This is a genomic window from Acinetobacter sp. GQ146 (assembly GCF_059758585.1).
Window position 1 is genome coordinate 86,202 of sequence record NZ_JCAXDV010000005.1, and the last position, 19,814, is coordinate 106,015.

The 19,814-nt window shown below is 39.5% G+C and carries 20 protein-coding genes; 12 read left to right on the forward strand and 8 right to left on the reverse strand.

The window, feature by feature from the left end; translation table 11 throughout:
* Positions 1-26 precede the first annotated feature (26 nt).
* The 9 genes from moaA to AC6CHI_RS09920 all read left to right on the forward strand — a co-directional run bounded on the left by moaA (position 27) and on the right by AC6CHI_RS09920 (position 7,160).
* A complete protein-coding gene (gene moaA / locus AC6CHI_RS09880) occupies positions 27-1,043 on the forward strand; it encodes a GTP 3',8-cyclase MoaA (protein WP_498121031.1) in 1,017 nt (338 codons plus the stop codon).
* 4 nt (positions 1,044-1,047) lie between these two features.
* Complete coding sequence (locus AC6CHI_RS09885) at positions 1,048-1,308, forward strand: MoaD/ThiS family protein (protein ID WP_498121032.1); 261 nt, start codon at positions 1,048-1,050, stop codon at positions 1,306-1,308.
* A gap of 4 nt (positions 1,309-1,312) precedes the next feature.
* Entirely contained in the window at positions 1,313-1,831 is a 519-nt protein-coding gene (locus tag AC6CHI_RS09890; protein WP_498121034.1) for a molybdenum cofactor biosynthesis protein MoaE, read from the forward strand.
* 23 nt (positions 1,832-1,854) lie between these two features.
* Entirely contained in the window at positions 1,855-2,778 is a 924-nt protein-coding gene (moaCB, locus tag AC6CHI_RS09895; protein ID WP_498121035.1) for a bifunctional molybdenum cofactor biosynthesis protein MoaC/MoaB, read from the forward strand.
* On the forward strand, positions 2,778-4,004 hold the full coding sequence (locus AC6CHI_RS09900; protein WP_498121036.1) for a molybdopterin molybdotransferase MoeA: 1,227 nt from the start codon (positions 2,778-2,780) through the stop codon (positions 4,002-4,004). The genes moaCB and AC6CHI_RS09900 overlap by 1 nt, the downstream gene beginning before the upstream one ends.
* A 44-nt stretch (positions 4,005-4,048) precedes the next feature.
* Complete coding sequence (gene modA, locus AC6CHI_RS09905) at positions 4,049-4,813, forward strand: molybdate ABC transporter substrate-binding protein (RefSeq protein ID WP_498121037.1); 765 nt, start codon at positions 4,049-4,051, stop codon at positions 4,811-4,813.
* A gap of 14 nt (positions 4,814-4,827) precedes the next feature.
* Positions 4,828-5,511 (forward strand): molybdate ABC transporter permease subunit, encoded by a 684-nt coding sequence (gene modB / locus AC6CHI_RS09910; protein ID WP_498121038.1) that lies wholly within the window; start codon positions 4,828-4,830, stop codon positions 5,509-5,511.
* Between the two features lie 3 nt (positions 5,512-5,514).
* The gene (locus AC6CHI_RS09915; RefSeq protein ID WP_498121039.1) at positions 5,515-6,162 is read left to right on the forward strand and encodes an ATP-binding cassette domain-containing protein; all 648 of its coding nucleotides are present in this window, start codon (positions 5,515-5,517) and stop codon (positions 6,160-6,162) included.
* Between the two features lie 104 nt (positions 6,163-6,266).
* The gene (locus tag AC6CHI_RS09920) at positions 6,267-7,160 is read left to right on the forward strand and encodes a LysR family transcriptional regulator (protein ID WP_458892085.1); all 894 of its coding nucleotides are present in this window, start codon (positions 6,267-6,269) and stop codon (positions 7,158-7,160) included.
* A gap of 1,202 nt (positions 7,161-8,362) precedes the next feature.
* Here AC6CHI_RS09920 and AC6CHI_RS09925 read toward each other — a convergent pair.
* The 4 genes from AC6CHI_RS09925 to AC6CHI_RS09940 all read right to left on the reverse strand — a co-directional run bounded on the left by AC6CHI_RS09925 (position 8,363) and on the right by AC6CHI_RS09940 (position 13,535).
* Positions 8,363-9,271 carry an alpha/beta hydrolase family protein gene (locus AC6CHI_RS09925; RefSeq protein ID WP_498121040.1) on the reverse strand — a complete coding sequence of 303 codons (909 nt, stop codon included), beginning with the start codon at positions 9,269-9,271 and terminating at the stop codon, positions 8,363-8,365.
* 36 nt (positions 9,272-9,307) lie between these two features.
* The gene (locus tag AC6CHI_RS09930) at positions 9,308-10,096 is read right to left on the reverse strand and encodes a crotonase/enoyl-CoA hydratase family protein (RefSeq protein WP_498121041.1); all 789 of its coding nucleotides are present in this window, start codon (positions 10,094-10,096) and stop codon (positions 9,308-9,310) included.
* 546 nt (positions 10,097-10,642) lie between these two features.
* Positions 10,643-11,770, reverse strand: a complete 1,128-nt coding sequence (locus tag AC6CHI_RS09935; protein WP_498121043.1) for a porin — start codon at positions 11,768-11,770, stop codon at positions 10,643-10,645.
* Between the two features lie 349 nt (positions 11,771-12,119).
* A complete protein-coding gene (locus AC6CHI_RS09940) occupies positions 12,120-13,535 on the reverse strand; it encodes an aspartate ammonia-lyase (protein WP_458892089.1) in 1,416 nt (471 codons plus the stop codon).
* A 140-nt stretch (positions 13,536-13,675) separates the two neighbouring features.
* Here AC6CHI_RS09940 and AC6CHI_RS09945 point away from each other — a divergent pair, with 140 nt between their 5' ends.
* Entirely contained in the window at positions 13,676-14,548 is an 873-nt protein-coding gene (locus AC6CHI_RS09945) for a LysR substrate-binding domain-containing protein (RefSeq protein WP_498121044.1), read from the forward strand.
* 172 nt (positions 14,549-14,720) lie between these two features.
* On the opposite strand, the gene AC6CHI_RS09950 is transcribed toward AC6CHI_RS09945, so the two are convergent.
* Positions 14,721-15,659, reverse strand: a complete 939-nt coding sequence (locus AC6CHI_RS09950) for a LysR family transcriptional regulator (RefSeq protein WP_498121045.1) — start codon at positions 15,657-15,659, stop codon at positions 14,721-14,723.
* Between the two features lie 89 nt (positions 15,660-15,748).
* On the opposite strand from AC6CHI_RS09950, the gene AC6CHI_RS09955 reads away from it, so the two are divergent.
* Both AC6CHI_RS09955 and AC6CHI_RS09960 read left to right on the forward strand, forming a co-directional pair.
* Positions 15,749-16,393, forward strand: coding sequence for an alanyl-tRNA editing protein (locus AC6CHI_RS09955; protein WP_498121046.1), 645 nt, complete (start codon positions 15,749-15,751; stop codon positions 16,391-16,393).
* Positions 16,390-17,028 carry a LysE family translocator gene (locus AC6CHI_RS09960; RefSeq protein ID WP_498121047.1) on the forward strand — a complete coding sequence of 213 codons (639 nt, stop codon included), beginning with the start codon at positions 16,390-16,392 and terminating at the stop codon, positions 17,026-17,028. Before AC6CHI_RS09955 ends, AC6CHI_RS09960 begins: the two co-directional genes overlap by 4 nt.
* Positions 17,029-17,216: 188 nt before the next feature.
* Here AC6CHI_RS09960 and AC6CHI_RS09965 read toward each other — a convergent pair whose 3' ends face one another.
* The 3 genes from AC6CHI_RS09965 to AC6CHI_RS09975 form a co-directional block, all read right to left on the reverse strand.
* Complete coding sequence (locus tag AC6CHI_RS09965; protein WP_498121048.1) at positions 17,217-17,678, reverse strand: hypothetical protein; 462 nt, start codon at positions 17,676-17,678, stop codon at positions 17,217-17,219.
* A gap of 151 nt (positions 17,679-17,829) precedes the next feature.
* Positions 17,830-19,041, reverse strand: a complete 1,212-nt coding sequence (locus AC6CHI_RS09970; RefSeq protein ID WP_498121049.1) for an MFS transporter — start codon at positions 19,039-19,041, stop codon at positions 17,830-17,832.
* Between the two features lie 150 nt (positions 19,042-19,191).
* A complete protein-coding gene (locus AC6CHI_RS09975) occupies positions 19,192-19,593 on the reverse strand; it encodes a rhodanese-like domain-containing protein (protein WP_498121051.1) in 402 nt (133 codons plus the stop codon).
* Positions 19,594-19,814 lie beyond the last annotated feature (221 nt).

The window sequence follows — 19,814 nt, forward strand, 5'->3', positions numbered from 1 at the left end:
GGTCATTCCCAACTTGGAATATCAGTATGACAAAATTTAGACACAACGTTAGCGCGGCTTTTACAGACCAATATGGTCGCAGCAAGCGTAAACTTAGAATTTCAGTGACGGATCGCTGTAATTTCAAGTGTGTCTATTGCATGCCTGAACATCCAGAATGGATGAAGAAACACCAATTGCTCAGCTTTGAAGCCCTGTTCCAGTTTTGCCAGTTTATGGTGCAACGTGGCATTGAACATATCCGCATTACTGGGGGCGAACCCTTAATGCGTCAGGGGGTGGTGTACTTTATTGCAGAATTACAAAAACTAAGACCACTTGGACTCAAGCAAATTTCCATGACCAGTAATGGTCATTACCTAAAGAAATATGCACAAGCGTTAAAACTTGCCGGACTCGACAATCTCAATATTAGTTTAGATAGTCTAAATGCCACACAATTTGAACAGCTCACCCAAAAACAGCTAGCGCCTGTACTTGAAGGAATTCAAGCTGCTTTAGCAGTCGGACTGTTAGTTAAAATTAATACGGTGCTGATGCAAGGCACAAATGAAGATCAGATTATTCCACTGGTGCAGTGGGCAAAAGACTTGGGGATTCCACTGCGGTTTATTGAATTTATGCCGCTCGATGGCGACCGATGTTGGACTGCGGAACATGTGGTCAGTGAACAACAAATTTTGACTACGCTTGCATCGACCTTCAGCATTCAAACCCTAACAGAACCAACCCGCAGTCCAGCACGACAATACTTGGTCGATGGGCATCCCATTGGCATTATTTCAACCATTACCCATGCATTTTGTGGGGAATGTGACCGTGTCCGACTGACTGCGCAAGGGGAGTTTTATAACTGTTTGTTTGCTACGCAGGGCTTGGCTTTAAAAAAGGAGATTGAACAACTTGAAGCTGAGACAACATTGTCTCCAAACGGATTAGAGCAAAAGCTTGCAACTTATATCTGGAATAAAAACGCAGGGTTTCATGCCATACAGGCGCAGCAGACTCACAGAAAAATTAGTATGCATATGATCGGAGGTTAGTCTGATGCAAGCCAATTCAAGTATCTCCATTCGAATTGAAGCCTATGGCGCGGTAGAAAAATTACTGCCCTCGAATTTGGTCATTCAGAGTCCAGCACATGCGGATATTGGTGCCGCCTTAAGCCATGTTGCGGCATTGTATCCTGAAGCCAAAACCTTGATTGACCGTTGTGCCTGTGCAGTTGGTGATGACATTGTGCCACGTCAAACTCCCATACAACATGCCATGACTTTGGTGTTGTTATCACCTGTGGCGGGAGGCTAAGCAGATGAGCTTGAAGAATTTTTCCCGAATTCAGACGACGGCACTCAACCAAGACTGTTTTGATGGCATACAGCATTTTCCTGAGTGTGGCGGAATTGGCATTTTTATCGGCACAGTGCGCAACCATCACGAGGGTAAAGCCGTCAAAGCTTTGAAATATACCGCTTATGCACCTATTGCAGAAAAAATGATTCGAGCGATTGAGCAGGAAATTCAAGCCAAATATCAGGTGTCCTATGTTCGAGTAATCCACCGCGTTGGTGCTTTAGCAATTGGTGATACCGCCATTATTGCCATGGCCTATGCCGCACATCGCCGTGAAGCTTTTCAAGCCTGCGAAGAAGCGGTAGAGCGGGTCAAACATGAAGTGCCTGTCTGGAAGGAAGAATTTTATGCAGATGGCAGCAGCCAATATGTAGAAGGCTGTTGTATTCGTAAAGACCATGATGATGGGGTGAAAACATCTGAGCATCGCCATCAGCATGACTGCAAGCAGCATCATACTCATAGCGCTTCGGTCTAAATTTAGAATTATAGGAATCAGCAATGAAAAATGTAGGCATGAAAGCCGAAAGTTATCGGGTTGCGGTTGCAACGGGAATTCTGCATGCACCTGCACATTGCATAGAATTACTGCGTAATGGCAATACCGAAAAAGGGGATGCCTTGAAAACGGCCCGTATTGCGGGAATTTTGGCAGCAAAACGGACAGATGAACTGATTCCACTGTGCCATCCTTTACCCATCTACCGTGCGGATGTGGAATATGAACTCTTTGAACAACATGTACTGATTACCGCGACCGTCGAAACCATTGGCCCGACGGGAGTCGAAATGGAGGCATTAACTGCTGTTAGTCTGGCAGGTTTAACCCTGTATGACATGCTTAAACCGCATTGTGAACCTGAAGATTTATGCTTAGATCAGTGTAAATTGGCGCAAAAAAAAGGCGGAAAATCCCATTATACTCGTGCCTTAAAAGAGTCAATTCCTGCATCCATCATTGTGCTTTCCGATACAGTGGCCGCAGGTAAAAAGCCAGATACCGCAGGACTGAATGTACTCGATATCTTAAAAGAGGCCAATTTTAAAGAGATTGCCTATCAGGTCATTCCCGATAGCCCTGAGCAGCTTTTGGAACTGATTGAACAGCAAAAAAATCAGTACCCTCTGATTTTGACCGTGGGAGGAACGGGACTTGGACCTAAGGACTTGACGGTTGAAACCCTGCAACCATTAATGAAACGAGAAATTCCGGGCCTGATGGAAGCTTCCAGAAGTTTCGGACAAAAGCGTACGCCCTATGCTGCACTTAGTCGCGGAGTTGCAGGCTATATTGATCAAAGTCTGGTGATTACCTTGCCGGGTAGCCGTCAGGGGGCAAAAGAGTCCTTGATTGCCATTCAACCGGCTTTGATTCATCTGTTTGATGTACAGAAAAATATTCCGCATGCGGGAGGATATCAATAATGGCAGGCTGTGGTGCAGAGCATGGGCTGATTAGCATTGATCAGGCCTTGAATTTGATTTTAGAAAATGTACAAGCTTTACCCAGTGAAAACATACCTTTAGCACAAGCTCTGCATCGTTATCTGGCAGCAGAAATTTACTCTGCAATTGATTTACCTTTGTTTAGCCAAAGTGCAGTCGATGGTTATGCGTTATGTAGCCATGAGCCAATACTAGCGAATGCCCAATTTGAATTGGTGGGTGAAATACGTGCAGGACAAGATCAACATATTCAATTAACACATGGACAGGCACTGCGTATATTTACTGGTGCCAAGATTCCTGAAGGTACCACGACAGTCGCACGGCAAGAAATTGTAACCCTATTGGCTTCTAATCAAATTCAGATAACCACGGCTTTGGCACCTCATGCAGATATTCGTGATGTCGGGGAAGAACTCAGTAAAGGACAATTACTGGCACAAAAAGGCCAATATTTAGGTGTCGGTGCAATTGCTGCATTGAGTATGGCAGGTGTAATGGATGTCGAGGTTTACCGTTATCCACGTATTGCTGTGGTCATAACTGGCGATGAAGTCGCGCAAAACTTAGCAGATTTTGCAGTAGGTATGATTTTCGATGCCAATGCTCCGTTAATTCAAGCGTGGTTCATCGAGCGGCAGCAACACGTTAAAATTTTCGATGTGGCAGATACCGAATCTGCGGTGATGCAACTGATGCAGCAGTTAAAACAGGAATACGATGTCATTCTGACTACAGGCGGTGTTTCCGTCGGGGATTATGATTTTGTAAGGCCTGTCGCATTAGCCCAAGGCTTCGAGCAAGTGTTCTGGAAAGTTAAACAGAAACCTGGCAAGCCCATGTTCTTTGCAACATTTCAGCGATCATCGGATCAAGTCTGCTATTTATTGGGACTCCCAGGCAATCCTGCTGCGGTATTTGTGGGAATGCAAATTTATACTTCAACTTTACTTCTTGCCTTGCAAGGTCAAGCACAATTACCGAACTGGTTTACAGCCACACTGACGCAACCGATTAAAAGTGATTCCAGAGAACGCTTGTTAAGAATGTCTGCACAATTTGAGCAAGGGCAGTTAAGGGTCAAAAATTTGTCTAAACAACAGTCACATATGCTGAGTAATCTCATGCAGGCCAATTGCCTAGTTCGAATTCCTGAAAATCAGGAGCTGACCGAGGGATCGATGGTACAAGGACTATTTATTTAGACCTGATCTATAAAATTGAGTCCAAGATTTTGAGTGGTGATGAAATGAAAGGCATAAATGTCATACTGTTCGGCATAGCAGCACTTTTAACAGTTACCGCACAGGCTGGAACAGTGAAAGTCTATGCGGCGGCTAGCTTGACCAATGCCTTAACCGATATTTCAAAACTTTATCAAACTCAGTATCCGCAAAGTAAAATTGTGCCAGTATTTGGAGCCTCATCGGCTTTGGCCAAACAAGTTGAAGCAGGTGCCAATAGCGATATTTATTTTTCTGCTGACTTGGACTGGATGAACTATTTGCTAAAAAAGCAGAAAGTTAGTTCTCAACAGGTCAAACCTTTTTTATTTAATCAGTTGGTCGTGATTAGTCCACGCCAAACGAAGATTGCTTTTCAAGCCCAGCCGCAATTTAACTTTGCACACTCATTTCAGGGGCATTTATGTACAGGGCAAATGGAGTCAGTACCCGCAGGGAAATATGCCAAACAAAGTCTGAGTAAACTCGGCTGGCTGAATGGTTTAAAGGCGCGAATGGTCGGTACGGATGATGTGCGTGCGGCATTGGCTTTTGTGGAGCGTGGCGAATGTTCCGTAGGGATCGTCTATAAAACCGATGCCTTAATGAGTCAAAAAGTCAAAATTATTGGAACTTTTCCTGAAAATACCCATCAACCGATTATTTATCCGATTGCCTTAACTCATCAGGGTGTAACCAATAAAGAGGCAGTGCAGTTCGAACATTTTGTGCGTACACATCACACAGCAAAACAGATTTTTCAACGCTATGGTTTTGTTGTAAAGCCATAGAATAGGGCAATGCTATGTTAAGTCCAGAAGAACTCAGTGCTTTATATCTCTCGGCTAAAGTGGCTTTGTTCGCCACATTCCTGAGTCTGCCATTCGCAATTGCATTGGCATGGCTACTTGCACGTTATGAGTTTCGGCTTAAATTTGTGCTTGAGGCGTTGTTACAAATGCCGATGGTTCTGCCTCCCGTGGTTTTGGGCTATTTGCTTTTGCTGCTGTTTGGTCAGCAAGGCTGGATTGGGCGTTCTTTAAATGAGCTTGGCATACAGGTGGCTTTTAATTGGAAGGGGGCTGTACTCGCGTCAATGATTGTCGCATTTCCCTTAATGGTGCAACCCATTCGTCTGTCATTTCAACTCATTAACCAGCAACTGGAACAGGTCGCTGCGACCTTAGGTGCGAGTCCCATTTGGGTATTTTGGAGCATTAGTCTACCTTTAGCGATTCCTGGCATCATTATTGGCAGTATTTTATGTTTTAGTCGCAGCCTTGGCGAGTTTGGTGCAACCATTACCTTTGTTGGCAATATACCTGATGAAACCCGAACCATTCCGATTGCTATTTATTCTTTTTTACAACAACCGAATGGGGAAGACATGGCGATGCGTTTGGTGGGGCTATCCATGCTGTTGGCCTTTGCTGCATTAATTGCCAACCATATGATTTTACAGAAATACCAAAAGCGACTTGGAGGTTAAAGCATGTTGAACTGTGACTTCCATTTTCAGCAGGGTCATTTCAAGCAACATATTCAATTGCAGATGTCAGAGAGTATTCTGGGTATTGTCGGTGCTTCAGGAAGTGGTAAAAGTACATTTTTAAAAAATTTGGCAGGGCTGCTTCAGCCACAAGTTGGTTTTATTCAGCTCAATGAGCGCATATTATTCGATTCCGAGCAGAAGATTGTGCTGCCAACCCACCAGCGACGGATTGCGTTAGTATTTCAGCAAGCCTTATTGTTCCCGCATTTAAATGTACAGCAAAATTTAAAATACGCAGAAAAACTTAAAAATACACCACACACCAAATTCAGTTATGAACACGTCGTAAAATTATTAGAACTAGATACACTGATTTTACGTAAAGCCCATCAACTTTCAGGAGGTGAAGCACAACGCGTCTGCTTAGGTCGGGCTTTATTAGCATCGCCTGATTTATTACTTTTAGATGAACCACTTACTGGCTTAGACCCTCAACTGAAACAACAGATTCTCCCTTTTTTTGATCGCATCAAACATGATTTGGTATTGCCCATGATTTATGTGACGCATCATATTGAGGAGTTGGAAAGTTTAAATGCCAAAATATTTTGCATGCAGGCAGGACAATTAATAGACCAAACCCTTTAGAAAATACATACAATCAACCAAAAAGATAGAATTAGATATTGGCGTACATTTGAAAAAGCGCGATGATATAAGCCTATGGTAAAAATATCAGGATTTTTAATTTAGTGTTCGAACTCGACTGTAAACTACTTAGCATTTTTTTCTACGTATATAAATTTAAAAGTGTATCGGTTGCGGCAGAACAACTTTGTATGAGCCAACCAGCAGTCAGTAATAGCCTAAATAAAATCCGACAACACTATAACGATCCGCTTTTTTTACGTATTGGCAATGAAATGATGCCGACGGAACTCTCCAAGCAGCTATTTCCTTTGGTGAGTGAAGCTTTAAATCGTATTGAATTAATTAATAACTTTACAATTGATTTTGACGAAATGAATTCTCATCAGCAATTTAACATTGCGATGACCGATGTCTCTCATTTGGTGCTGTTGCCAAAAATATCGCAGTATCTAAAACAGCATGCACCGCATGTCAGACTCAATGTACGCCCAATTACGTCTGAAACCAGTTATCAAATGGCAAATGGTGAAATTGATCTTGCGATTGGTTTTTTGCCGCATATGGAAAATGGCTTTTATCAACAACTGCTATTTGAACAATACTATGTGGTCATCGCTGCAAAGAATCACCCACGCTTGACCCCAAATCATTTAAGTATTGAGCAGTATTTAGCTGAATCTCATATTGATATTGATGCGGGTATTGGGCATTACCATATTGAAAATGAACTTTTAAAGTTAGATTTAAAACGTGACATCATTATGCGTCTGCCGAGTTATTTAGGGGTCGGTTTGGTGGTGCAAGAATCTGACGCTATTGCAACGGTACCGTATTACTTAAGTGAAGTGTTATTGTCGCGTGGCAATTTGCAAATTTTTAATGCGCCCATTTCATTCCCAACTTATAGCGTAAAGCAATTCTGGCATATGTCATGTCACCACAAAACGAGCCATCAATGGTTACGCCAGATGTGCCATGAAATTTTAGCTCGCTAAATTGATTGAATAATTTGAACCATTAAAATTAAAGGATGCCATGCCATCCTTTTTTGTTGATTAAAGGCTAGTTCGACAAGTCATATGGCAAATGTGCTTGAGTTGGCTAAAGCCGATTAAAGTTGCTTACTAAATTCATGCCAGTTTGGCCTTAAAATCAATTCGGCTATAAAGCACGTACCTGCATACTCTAATGAGATAGGGGCCAGAAGATGAGTTCATAGCACTTAATTGATACCCCTAACTAATCAGAACATTGTTGAATCGTAGTGACACAAGTCCCTGAGGTCGGTGGCTTGCCATGCTCAAAAAAGAGGGTTGACTGCTGCAGCAGATGCTCTGCTCATTGTGCGATAAATTGTAATGACATAGGTCACATATCTCAATAATTTAATGTAATGACAATGTCATCTAAAATGGCTGTTATCCCTTGTATAGTAAAGCGTTACACAAGTCATGTTTTCAATACACCATGTTTAGTGACTGGGGAGAATTGATTGCAAAGAGCTCCAAAAAAAAGCGTTAATTTCAACGTGATGGCTGATTGAAATCAGCTTTTGTTTGGATTACTGGAGGTAGTAGATCAGGCTCACGAAAAAATTTACCTGCTTTGATTTTGGAATACTGGGTATTCATGATCGTCATTAAACTTAAACCAGAGGGTTATGCTGGATTAGGCAAAGAAAGCTTTTTTTATTGGGTTTGAAGATGTCGCTTTTTAATAAGTCATCGCAGATGATGGGTAAGTTGTTTGAGATGTATTGCTACGCTTTTTAAGTGGCTTATGCAAATACATAAGCATCAGTTAAAATAACGTCCTAACTGATGCGATATGCAATGCCGAGTTTTATAAAACTAGCGCATAAATGCCGAGTCTGCATTTACTACAAATATGACGCAGATACAGAAAAAAGCACAGTATAAGAAAAACCATAAAATCATACGTTTAAAAGCTTTGTCAGAAATGGAGCTGTCCGCATACTTTTCTGGTTTTTTAGAAGCTTGATCATCATTCATCACAAAACTCACTCTGTTCTATTCTGTCATGATTATGCTCAGACTAAAGCTACTCAGGTAGATACACATCCACGCTAAAAAACTATAACAGATCAAGCATCCATGACCTGTCTGTCATAATTTAGATAAAATCTAAGGTTTTTCTTAAATACATGAGCCGTTATGCTGTTCAGCAGCATGTAAGACTACGCCATCTTTTTCTGCAAAATTTCATCAAAATTTTCAATAACATGATCCCAGATTTGCTTGGCATCCTTTTTAAAATAGCCCATATGCCCAATCTTGGTCATACCCAACTGCCGCGGTATCAAATCATGATATTGGATTGTCGCCTGAGGATAATATTTCATAAAAGCATTTCTCGACTTGGGAGAGGCCCATTCATCATCAATCGAGGTTGCTGCAATAATCGGGGTTCGGACTTGAGCGAACTGTGTTAGTAACTCTTTTAACAAGGGATCTGCAAAAAAGTATTCTTTATTTTTACTCCATTCAGCCCACTGCAAATAGACATTTAAGGGCAAATCTGTCCCCATATTAAATTTACTCCAAGGCATAAAACCATAACGCTTGGCAATTGGTGGAAAGACCAGATTTTGTAGAATTTGCATTTTTAATCTGGCTTTTAGTGGCATGTAACCAGACCAACTTAATCCTGTGCCGAAACTATAACAGGCGCTAATCTGATCATGATTGCTTAACATGCCCAAGGCTTGTCCACCATAAGAATGTCCAATCATAAATAAGGGAAGGTCTTGTTGGCTTAGGTAATCAATAGCTCCTGCCAAATCAGAACGTCCCCAATCTAGATAATCCATATTAAAACCATTGAGATGTTCAGGAGAAGAACGCCCGATACCTCGATAATCGAAACTTAAGACCTGATACCCCGAAAAAGTCAGATATTCGGCAAAACGTCGATAAAACTCTTGTGGAACGCCTGTTGCACTGGCAATCACCACATTGGCTTTGGGTCGTGTGGTTTGCGGACTGTAAAGTAAGCCATGCAGGGGGTAAGCATCTTGTTGTGATGGAAAATGGATATGTTGAATGAACCGTTTTTGAGCAGTAGACTGCAAATTTTGTGTTGGCATCGATATTCCTTTCGATTTTTCATTTAAGTTTTTATGTTATTTCCCTTTAAACGCGGGTTTTCTTTTTTCAACCATTGCCATGACACCTTCATGTGCATCTTCGGATTGGAATAATTTGGGCAAATAGTTGACTAGATTTTGTAAAGCAAAGGCTGATCCTTTTAAGTTTGCCTCAATGGCTGATTGAATTAAAGCTTGCACTGCTAAAGGCGCAGCAGCACAAATTTCTTCAGCAATTTGAATGGCGCGGGTTAATTGTTTGCCCCGAGCGACACTTTCGGATATGAGTTTTAATTCTAGGGCGGTACTGGTGGTAAAACTTTTCCCTGTAAGCAAATAGGGCATTGCTTTTTGCCAGCCCGCGGCTTGTATAAAGCGTACTGTAGCACCGCCAAAGGGCATAATGCCGCGTAAAACTTCCATTTGCGCAAATTTACAGTCTTCACTGGCAATCACTACATCTGCATTTAGCATCAATTCGATGCCTGCGGTAAAGCATGTGCCTTGCACAGCAACCACCACCGGTTTACTACGCGGTTTACCGCTAATTCCCCATGGATCAATTTGATCCTGAGCAAAATTAAAAATGCCTTGTGTGAGTTTATCTTGGAGTTCAAGTAAGTCTAATCCTGCGGTAAAGTGCTCGCCATGGGCAAAAATTACGGCACAACGCAAGTTCACATTGGCTTCATAGTTGGTTAGGGCTTGCGACAACGCTAGAATCATATGGCTATCGAAGGCATTTCTTTTCCCCACACGGTCTAAACCAATCAAGACAAGATGCCCTTGAATTTCACACGTGACTTTTCCATTTTCTTTACTCATCATTATCTTCCTTATTATGTATAGACTTTCATTCGAATGCGCTTAAACAAGTGAATCAATTATTCTCAGTTTTCAATATAGCAAAAAAAGAATAAGAAGATATTTCAATACTCAAATTTAAATTAAAATAAATATCTGAATTTAAAAATTAATTTATTTTAAATACATTTTCTTACATCATTGTTTTTATTCTCGGCCAAATTGGTACCTAAAAATAAGGTTTCATAAAACTTCTTTGTTTCAATAAAAGATGAGGAAAATATTAGAAAATTTTCATCACTAGATTCAGTGGGTCACTGAATTTTTCCGCTGTTGGATATGATGATTTCATATAAAAACGCTGTAGCTCAGGTAAAAAATGAGCAGTGTAGCTATGAGATCAACGTTTTTAATTGTCAGGTTTTTTATAGCATCCACTAGTTCAGCTGTGTAATTGCTATTGAAAGCAATCAATTTGTGATCGCTAGGATTTTAGTTACAGGCTTATTCAGCAGTAAATAATATTGCTGAATAAGCCCTTAGACATCAATTTATATAGCCAAGCTTCTAGAAATTAAAAGCAAAATTAACATTCAGCATTTGTTTCCACTCCGTATCTTTAGAGTCTGCAAAAGCATTCATATCCCCACCAATGAAAGCATCATTTTTCGCAAACATATATTCCGCATTGATACGTAACTGTTTATAGTCAAACTGTAGACCGGCGATATTTCGATATGAGTTTGGTAGGTTGTCTTTTTTAATTAAACCGCTCAAGACCAGATAAGGACGAAAGCCAGTTAAGTTTTGCATGCGATCTGGAAATTTATATCCAATGTCTGCAACATAGTAATAAGCTTGATTAGCCAAGTTATATTCGGTGTCAAAAGAGCCTAAGGTAGAATAATTTAAGTCAGCTTGCCCATTGTTAATGTCTTGATAGCCAAAGGTTAGTGTTGTATCTAGCTGGTTCTTTTGGCTCTTGGCAAAGACATTACTATTAAAGCGTGAACCGGTTTTGTGCGTATTCTGGTTGTCTAATAAGGAATACCAGACCGAAGTTCCAACTTTATAATCTAAACCCGCATATTGATCGTGATAGCTATATTTTCCGAACAACATATGTTGCTCTTGAATACGCGTGGTGTCAGGCTGATCGCCTTTGATCAAATTTGCACTATAGCGTGCTGCATCTTTACTAGAGCCGATATGATGGCCACCATCTGTAGGGAAGTAGCCAATACTCCACTGGTGCTGCTTAGTTTGCTGGTCATAACGAAAACCAAGGTTATGTGTATCTTGCATCCCTAAGGTATACATCATACTTTCGTAATAACTGGCATCCCAATAGGTATCCACCCCAAAAGGTATGGGCTGTAACCCGACGCTTAGCAGTTGATTCGGATTAAAGTGATAAGTGAAATAAGCATCTGACAGCACAGAAAAATCGCATAATTCATCAAATTGATAACAACGCGCAGTGACGAGTCCGCCCCAATTATCGCGCTGATAAGCGAAAGATAAGGTCACATCATTGAAATTTAATTTACTTTTTTCAGTTTCAACATAGTCTTTATATTGATAATTGCTATTCGCAACGCCAGAAAACTGAAAATGGGCATCTTCGGCAAATGTGGTATTCGGGTAAAAAAAGAAAATAGGTAAACTCGTTAGAGCCGCATATTTTTTAAGCATGTAAGTTTCCTCAACAAGATTAAAAATGAAATATGTCAACAATATGAGTGTTGTAGAAAAACTGATGCAAAGGCTTCGGTATAGCTTTAAGACAAGATGATGTAAAAAAATAATTATGGATTACATCAATGATTTTATTGAATAAAATCTAGAAGAAATAAAGAAATGAAAGAAAAACAGCAAACAGAAAAAATCTTAAATAACACTCATCATAAAATTGAAGAAGGGTCATGATAATAAAAAATAGCCATGTTTTTCAAATCTTTGCTTATTTTTCTTGTAATAAAGAAAAAAAGGAACTTATGGGCTAAGTTCCTTTTTTATTTATTTTGACCTAAAAATCAATCAATTAAGATGATTGTTTAGGGTGAACCATGTTTTGTACAGAAAGCACTTCTGCTAAAACTTCTTCTGAAAGTAAGTTTTCAGCTTTAATTAAAGCAAGGATACTTTGACCAGATTCATTGGCTTCTTTGGCAATACGCGTGGTTGTTTCATAACCAAGGTATGGATTCAACACAGTAATAATACCAATCGAGTTATCGACTAAGTGTTGGCAATGTTCAGCATTAGCACGGATGTTTTCGATACATTTTTGCTGGAACATACGCATTGCTTTACCCAGTAAATCAATGGATTCAAATAATTTGAATGCAATTAAAGGTTCCATTGCATTTAACTGCAATTGACCCGCTTCAGCAGAAAGGGTAATTGCCAAGTCATTTGCAATAATTTGGTAACATGCCAAGTTCATTGCTTCTGGAATTACAGGGTTTACTTTACCCGGCATGATTGAACTACCTGGCTGACGTGGTTCTAAATGAATTTCATTTAAACCTGCACGCGGACCACTTGACAACAAACGTAAGTCATTCGAAATTTTTGCAAGTTTCGTCGCTGTACGCTTTAAGAAACCAGACAATAAAACGAAATCGCCCATATCTGAAGTCGCTTCAATTAAGTCAGGAGAACTAGAGATATTCTTTTGCGTAATTTGCGATAAAGCTTCGATAGCATGTAAACGGTATTCAACTTCAGTGTTGATACCTGTACCGATCGCTGTACCCGCCAAGTTCACCACACTTAATGCACTCGGCATAATGCGGTTCAACATGTTTAAGTCATTTTGCAAAGTATTTGCAAATGCACCAAATTCTTGACCTAAAGTCATTGGTACAGCGTCTTGCAACTGCGTACGACCCATTTTCAGAATATGCGAAAATTCTTCAGATTTTGCGCGGAAACTGTCAATTAGGTTTTGGAATGGTGTGTTAAGTTGATCTAAAGAAAACAATAGACCGACTTTAATTGCAGTAGGGTATACATCATTGGTTGACTGTGACATATTTACATCATTGTTTGGATGTAAATATTTATATTCACCTTTTAAATGGCCCATAGATTCCAAACCAATATTTGCGATTACTTCGTTCGCATTCATATTGGTTGAAGTACCAGCACCACCTTGAATCATATCAATTGGGAATTGATCATGATACAAATCATTCATCAATTGTTGGCAAGCAAACTGAATCGCATTGTATTTATTTTCTTCAAGTTTGTTGAGTTTGAAGTTTGCAACAGCACATGCCGATTTAACCATCGCAAGTGCTTTAATAAAAATAGGAAAATGGCTTAACTTATTCGGGCTTAAATTGAAATTTTCTAATGCTCTTAGGGTTTGTACGCCGTAATAACAATGGAATGGCACTTCCTTAAAACCTAGCAAATCTTTTTCAGTCCGTGATTTAATTTCAATGTTCATTGAGAAAAGCTCTATAGCGGGATTAATTTTATCTTAGAGCGACTACCCCCGACCTGACTAATGTAAAAAAATATTTATCCATGCATTTTTTGCATAACACTGTATAATTATTAGTAACGATCAATTTACGGACAAATTCAATGTCATTGGAAATTCGCTGGATTGAAGACTTACTTGCGCTCGAACAAGAAAAGTCTATTTCAAAAGCAGCAGAACTCAGACATGTGACTCAATCTGCCTTTACCCGCAGAATTCAAGCCATTGAAGATGCATTAGGCTTCCAAATTTTAAAGCGTTACAGTAAAAATGTAGACTTTACCGATGCAGGGCAAATCTTGTTATCCTCTGCAAAAAACATACAAAATCAGTTGGATACAACCATTAAATACTTAGAAAAGAACATTAAGAACAATGAGCTTTCCATTAAGTTTGCCGTTTCACACTCGCTAATCACTCAATTTTTTCCCACCTTCATTCACAATTTATATACAGATATTAAAGATCTTCAACTTGAAATTATCGCTGCAAACATGAAGCAAGGCATGCGATTATTAAAGGAAGGTTCATGTGATTTCTTAATTTGCTATTGTGATGAAGAAACTTTAAAACAATTAGACCATGCAATTTTTGCATTTCATAAAATTGTGAAAATGGAAGTACTTCCCGTGGCTTCAGCGCGAGAAAAACACGAGACATATAGTTTAGATCAACATTTCCCTTTATTGTCTTATAGTAAACAAGCGTATTTAAGAAAATGTGTTGATCGTGAAATTGAAAATAAACTCGACTATCGTATTCTTTATGAAACTGATAATGCCGGTGACTTAAAAGCTTTGGTTTTACAAGGACTAGGCATCGCTTGGCTACCGAAACTTTTAATTGAAGAGGAAATTTCGGAAAATAAATTACGCGTCTTAGATAATTATCATTTTTTCCAAGATGTTTATATTATTCGAAGTAAAGTAATTTACTCTCAGCGTATGGATTATATTTGGAATACCTTAATCCAATAAAATAGAAGGGCATTGTATAAATAAAAGATTAAACATTTTTTAATCTATTTATTTATTGCCTTTTAAACTATTTTTTACTCAAATTGTGTGCAGAATTTAAGCTGTATTGTACTTGGATTTTCACGATTGACAGGATTTTTCATCCTGATCTCGAATGGGCTTGAAAAGCCCTTTATGTATTTGGTCTTAACAATATCGGAGCCGTGGCTAGCTTGTCCGCTAAAAATTGAATCAATACTTTCATTTTTGGAGGTAAGTGTTTGGTTGCAGGGTAAAGTAACCATGCTCCGCCACTATAATACGTTTTGAAATACCAATCTGGTAAGACCTGAATCAAGGTTTTGCTTTGAAGGGCTTGATTGGCAACAAAATAGGGCAAACTCGCAATGCCCATATGTTGTAATGCCGCGTCTAGACGAACTCCCGTATGATTGGCTGCATAGCGTCCTTTTACATGAACCGTTATATTTTTACTGCCTTTTTGAAACTTCCATTTTGAATCAATGGCTTGCTCGCCCAAATAGATACAGTCATGGTCTTTTAAATCTTGCGGGTGTTGAGGGATACCTCGTTGTGCCAAATAGGCAGGGGATGCACAGATCACATGATCAATTTCGATTAATTTGCGCCCCATTAAGCCATTGTGAGGCTGTTCGGTAATGCGAATGGCAAGGTCAACTTCACCCTCAATTAAATCTATATATCGATCCTCTAATAGAAGTTGAATGTCGATTTTTGGATAGAGTCTTAGAAACTCAGGTAAGTGCGGATGAATTAAATAATGTCCAACCGCTTTAGGTACACTCATCCGTATTTGCCCTTGGGGTTCGGAATGAAACTTTTCTGAGCTTTCCATGACCGCCTGAGCCGCATTTACCATGTCTAGACAACGCTCATAAACCGCGTGTCCACTTTCACTTAAACGCAAATTTCGGGTCGTTCTTTGCAGCAATCTTGTGCCCAATGCTTTTTCTAGGCGTGATATTGCACGGCTGATTGCAGAAGGGGTTGTACCCATCTGGCGAGCAGTCTCGGAGAAACTACGGGTTTCTACGACTTTGACAAATGTTGCCATTTCATTGAGTAAGTGAATATTTTGATTTGTGCTCATGGGGCAAAAGTTATTTGATTTTTTGCTAGATTATCACGCTACAGACAAAGTTATAGAATTTTTTCATGTGAAGAAATTGGCTATTAACTATGGAAAAAAGTCTTTATTTATTTGGAATTAGCGAACATAAGGTCGAAGTTTTGGCTTGTGAGCCCTGTGAGAATAATTATTTCAAAGTGATATTGAATCAAACCCCTTTTCATCCGCAAGGCGGTGGGCAGCCCAGTGATGTGGGGAGAATTGCAGCAAGCGAAGTGCTGCATGTTACATATGAAGTGGGCAACATTATTCATTTGTGTAAGCAGGCAGTTGCACTTGGACAAGCTTATGCAAAGGTGGATGACGCGCAGCGACAATTTCACAGTCGGCTACATAGTGCAGGGCATTTAATAGGGCATCTTGTTGAGACTTTCGGTTGGCAGCCCGTTAAGGCACAACACTGGCCAAATGATGCAAAAGTACAATTTAAAGCCACTGAAAACAGCCAAGCTGTGGATCAAATTGTTTTACAAAGCCTGTTACAACAGTACATCAATAAAGATTTACCTGCAAAAATTACCATGCATGAAAATGGCTTTCGTGAAATTGCATTTGGCGACTTTGCTGGCTATCCGTGCGGTGGTACACATGTGCAATCCTTAGCGGAAATTGGAAAGATTGCTATTCTTAAATGTGAAATAAAGAAAGGGAAATTATCAGTTCACTATGCTTTAGCTACAGAGCATAGTGCATGAATGTCTATTACCACGAGTTTTTGACCTTAGCACTGATTCACTTTCTTGCTGTAATTCTGCCTGGACCTGACTTTATTGTCACCGTTCGGCAAAGTACCTTATATGGCCATCGAATTGGGTGTATGACAGCTCTGGGTATAGGTTGCGGTATTTCCGTTCATGTGTTGTATACCCTCATGGGTGTGGGGCTTATTCTTTCGCAGAATCAGAGTTTTATGATTATTTTCCAAATGATCGGAGCTTCATATTTACTTTATTTGGGGTGGAATTGTCTCAAAGTGGGATCTAAACCAATTGAACTCAACTTTAGTGAAGCTTCTAACCCAGCACAAATGACCAGTTTGAAAGCATTCATGATGGGCTTTTTAACTAATGCATTGAACCCTAAGGCAACTATTTTCTTTTTAGCAATTTTTACGAGTATTGTGAGTACAGCAACTCCGTTAGGCATCCAAATTTTTTATGGTGGTTGGATGTGTTTAGTGAATGCTTTATGGTTTGTTGGTGTCAGTTTGATTTTTACACGTGTGAATATTCGGGCTGGTTTCCTCAAATATAATGGTGTACTTGAAAAAGTTATGGGCGTGTTATTGGCTGGAATCGCATTACGCTTAATCTGGAGTGTTATTGTTTAGCTTAAAGAAATTAGATTTCTTAGCGGTTTGAATAAATAGGCATTTGCAATATTCAAATGCCTAAATTTTTATAGCTTATTATATATTTTGGGGTATGATTTAAAATCTTAAATACAGCATAAGCAATTGATAAAAATAATCTTTAAATTTCAAGGAAGGCAAGTATATTGCTAGATTATGAGAACTTTCTACTGAATTGCCGAGCTTCTATTTTTTATGAACACGTGATCATCAGCAATAGCCTCACTAGAAAGAATCGCCTTGTAAATAAAGACTGGTATACCATCTTCCACATCTTGAACTTTTAGCTCTTTAGAACCATCACGATACTCAAATATTGCAATCGGGTATCGATCTTGATCGGCAATATAAAAACGATGATCTTTAATGATCAAAAGTTCATTAAGGAACTGATGTTGTAACAAACGCATGAATTTACTTTCATTTGGAGAAAGTAAATTCAGCTCTCGAATTCGATCTGCATCACTGTAATGTTGAAGCTTGGCTCGTTGTCGTTCGTTATAACTTAAATAAACATTTCGCGTATTGGACTTGGGTTTAGTATTTGTGGCGTGTACCTCTTTACGAGAATCACGAAATAAATAACCAATAATAAATCCGAGAATGAGACAGAAGATTGCAATACCCATTATGTGTGACTGCTTTTATTTTTATATAGAGAATGAAGCATTGATTTGTTTGGTTATTTGGTGAATTTATCACATTCTACCTAAATTGGGCTTAAGAAATCTACAATCTTGAACAGACTTTAAAATGCTAAATCTATACTTTATATGGTGACTAACTTTTAGTGATTTTTTGACAGAGGGTTAGATAAAAGCCCATTATTCCAAGTACAGGTCCAATCAGTAAAATCCAGGCAGAATCTAGCCCAATTTGATCAAATGCCGCTGTGGTTAAAGCAATTGAAATAATTGTGATGGCAAAGCCAATCGAATTTTGTAAGGCCAAACCAGCTCCCAATTTTTCAGGAGGGCATGCCGCTGCGGACAGGGCAGAAAATTGAGGTGAATCGGCAATGACTGATACAGCCCACAAGATGAAAATAAACAAAAGGAACCAATCTGGTAAAGTTCGCCAACCGAGTACAAACACCAAACAGCTCAAGCCAGAAGTCATTAAAGCAGCAATTGCAACACGATCACTGCCATAACGTTTTGCACAAGCCCCTCCAATTAAACAGCCTATAGCACCACTTGCCATAATGAAAAAAGTAGTTAAAGCCAGATTAGCTAGATTTAGTCGTTCAACAATTCCTGTATGGGCAATATAGACAGGAAGGATGGTCCAAAATGCGTAAAGTTCCCACATATGCCCAAAATAACCCAGTGCAGATGCTCTAAATTTCGTGACTTTAAACACCTGAAATACTTGTTTATTTTTACTAGATACTTTCGGGGGTATGGTGCTGTTGTCTCCCAAAAGGAAAATAAGTAGTGCAGCCAAAGCAGCTAATAAAGAGGAAAAGGTAATTACATAATGCCAGTTGAGCTGTGTAGAAAAGCCGTTAAGCGCATGTGGCAAGGCTGAACCTAAAGTGAGCATAGCCACCAATAAGGCTAAGACTTGTCCTGCTCGATTTGGTGCCCACTGCACCACTAATTTCATACCAATTGGATAAATACCGGCTAAACACACACCTACTGCAAAACGGTACGCCATGCCATCAATTAAGCCATGCGCCAGCCAAGCAAAACAGAGGTTAAATAGCGCACCAAGCAATGCTGCGACTGTAAAAATTACACTGGCTTTAAAGCGGTCGGCAAAACCGGTAAAGGCGATGACAAATGTGCCAATAATAAAGCCCGCTTGCACGGCATTGGTCAACCAGCCAATATCTGCCACTGTAATTTGCCATTCACGCATTAAATCCAAAGCAGCACTATTGGCACTAAACCATAAGGAAGTTCCAAATAATTGCGCAATCGTGATCATACCGATGGCATGTTTTGAAGTAAAAGCCGATATTTTGTCTTGTGCTTTATAATCCATCCAGGCCATCCCTAGCTGATGAAAATATGCCAATTGTGCGAGTTTACAGATTAGGTTTTTGACGCTTAATGGCTTTATGCGCTTTTCTAAAGCGAGAGGTTGATGCAATCACTTCAAAAAAATAAGTCTATCAATAGAGGAATCAAATAATTAACCTGCACAACCACAATTCACAACTTTACCCGATTGTGCTTGTTGACCTGAAGTTTGGTAGCCATCACGCTTCCACCAGTCAAGCCCGCCAATTAATTCTTTGACCTGAAAGCCTAAATGAGCCATTTTAAGTGCCGTCTTGGTTGAAGCATTGCATCCGATGCCATCACAATAAGTGACATACAATACCGATGGATCTAAATGCGCTAAGGATTCTGGGCTAATTCCTCTATGCGGAATATTCACAGCATTCGGAATGTGCTCATGTTGATAGGCTTCAGCACTACGACCATCCACCACGATAATTTTTTGTCCTTGATCTAAAGCTTCAAACAAATCCCAAGAATCCATCTCATAATTTAATTTGGCTTGATAAAATTCTAGTGCAGTCAATGCCATGTATAGACTCCTTTTGTTTTTTAGATATCATCATCAAATTTATAGTGATAACAGCAATTCAGCAATTCAGCAATTGGTTATACACCTAAAAATCAATTCACATATTTAGATAGATTTTCGCATTTGGATGTCTTCACAAGAATTTGATGAACAAAAGTTATATATGTGCTTCGAAAAGCAAGCGATGTAGTGAGCGAGGGTGTTGTGGATTCATCTTTTAT

What these genes read in the sequence shown, in the direction of transcription:
- AC6CHI_RS09955 (WP_498121046.1), top strand. Translation starts at nt 15,749, where the DNA reads ATGGAAAAAAGTCTTTATTTATTTGGAATTAGCGAACATAAGGTCGAA.
- AC6CHI_RS09960 (WP_498121047.1), top strand. Translation starts at nt 16,390, where the DNA reads ATGAATGTCTATTACCACGAGTTTTTGACCTTAGCACTGATTCACTTT.
- modB (WP_498121038.1), top strand. Translation starts at nt 4,828, where the DNA reads ATGTTAAGTCCAGAAGAACTCAGTGCTTTATATCTCTCGGCTAAAGTG.
- AC6CHI_RS09890 (WP_498121034.1), top strand. Translation starts at nt 1,313, where the DNA reads ATGAGCTTGAAGAATTTTTCCCGAATTCAGACGACGGCACTCAACCAA.
- AC6CHI_RS09945 (WP_498121044.1), top strand. Translation starts at nt 13,676, where the DNA reads ATGTCATTGGAAATTCGCTGGATTGAAGACTTACTTGCGCTCGAACAA.
- AC6CHI_RS09885 (WP_498121032.1), top strand. Translation starts at nt 1,048, where the DNA reads ATGCAAGCCAATTCAAGTATCTCCATTCGAATTGAAGCCTATGGCGCG.
- AC6CHI_RS09930 (WP_498121041.1), bottom strand. Translation starts at nt 10,096, where the DNA reads ATGAGTAAAGAAAATGGAAAAGTCACGTGTGAAATTCAAGGGCATCTT.
- AC6CHI_RS09900 (WP_498121036.1), top strand. Translation starts at nt 2,778, where the DNA reads ATGGCAGGCTGTGGTGCAGAGCATGGGCTGATTAGCATTGATCAGGCC.
- AC6CHI_RS09970 (WP_498121049.1), bottom strand. Translation starts at nt 19,041, where the DNA reads ATGGATTATAAAGCACAAGACAAAATATCGGCTTTTACTTCAAAACAT.
- AC6CHI_RS09965 (WP_498121048.1), bottom strand. Translation starts at nt 17,678, where the DNA reads ATGGGTATTGCAATCTTCTGTCTCATTCTCGGATTTATTATTGGTTAT.
- AC6CHI_RS09935 (WP_498121043.1), bottom strand. Translation starts at nt 11,770, where the DNA reads ATGCTTAAAAAATATGCGGCTCTAACGAGTTTACCTATTTTCTTTTTT.
- AC6CHI_RS09915 (WP_498121039.1), top strand. Translation starts at nt 5,515, where the DNA reads ATGTTGAACTGTGACTTCCATTTTCAGCAGGGTCATTTCAAGCAACAT.
- AC6CHI_RS09940 (WP_458892089.1), bottom strand. Translation starts at nt 13,535, where the DNA reads ATGAACATTGAAATTAAATCACGGACTGAAAAAGATTTGCTAGGTTTT.
- AC6CHI_RS09925 (WP_498121040.1), bottom strand. Translation starts at nt 9,271, where the DNA reads ATGCCAACACAAAATTTGCAGTCTACTGCTCAAAAACGGTTCATTCAA.
- AC6CHI_RS09950 (WP_498121045.1), bottom strand. Translation starts at nt 15,659, where the DNA reads ATGAGCACAAATCAAAATATTCACTTACTCAATGAAATGGCAACATTT.
- AC6CHI_RS09975 (WP_498121051.1), bottom strand. Translation starts at nt 19,593, where the DNA reads ATGGCATTGACTGCACTAGAATTTTATCAAGCCAAATTAAATTATGAG.
- moaA (WP_498121031.1), top strand. Translation starts at nt 27, where the DNA reads ATGACAAAATTTAGACACAACGTTAGCGCGGCTTTTACAGACCAATAT.
- modA (WP_498121037.1), top strand. Translation starts at nt 4,049, where the DNA reads ATGAAAGGCATAAATGTCATACTGTTCGGCATAGCAGCACTTTTAACA.
- moaCB (WP_498121035.1), top strand. Translation starts at nt 1,855, where the DNA reads ATGAAAAATGTAGGCATGAAAGCCGAAAGTTATCGGGTTGCGGTTGCA.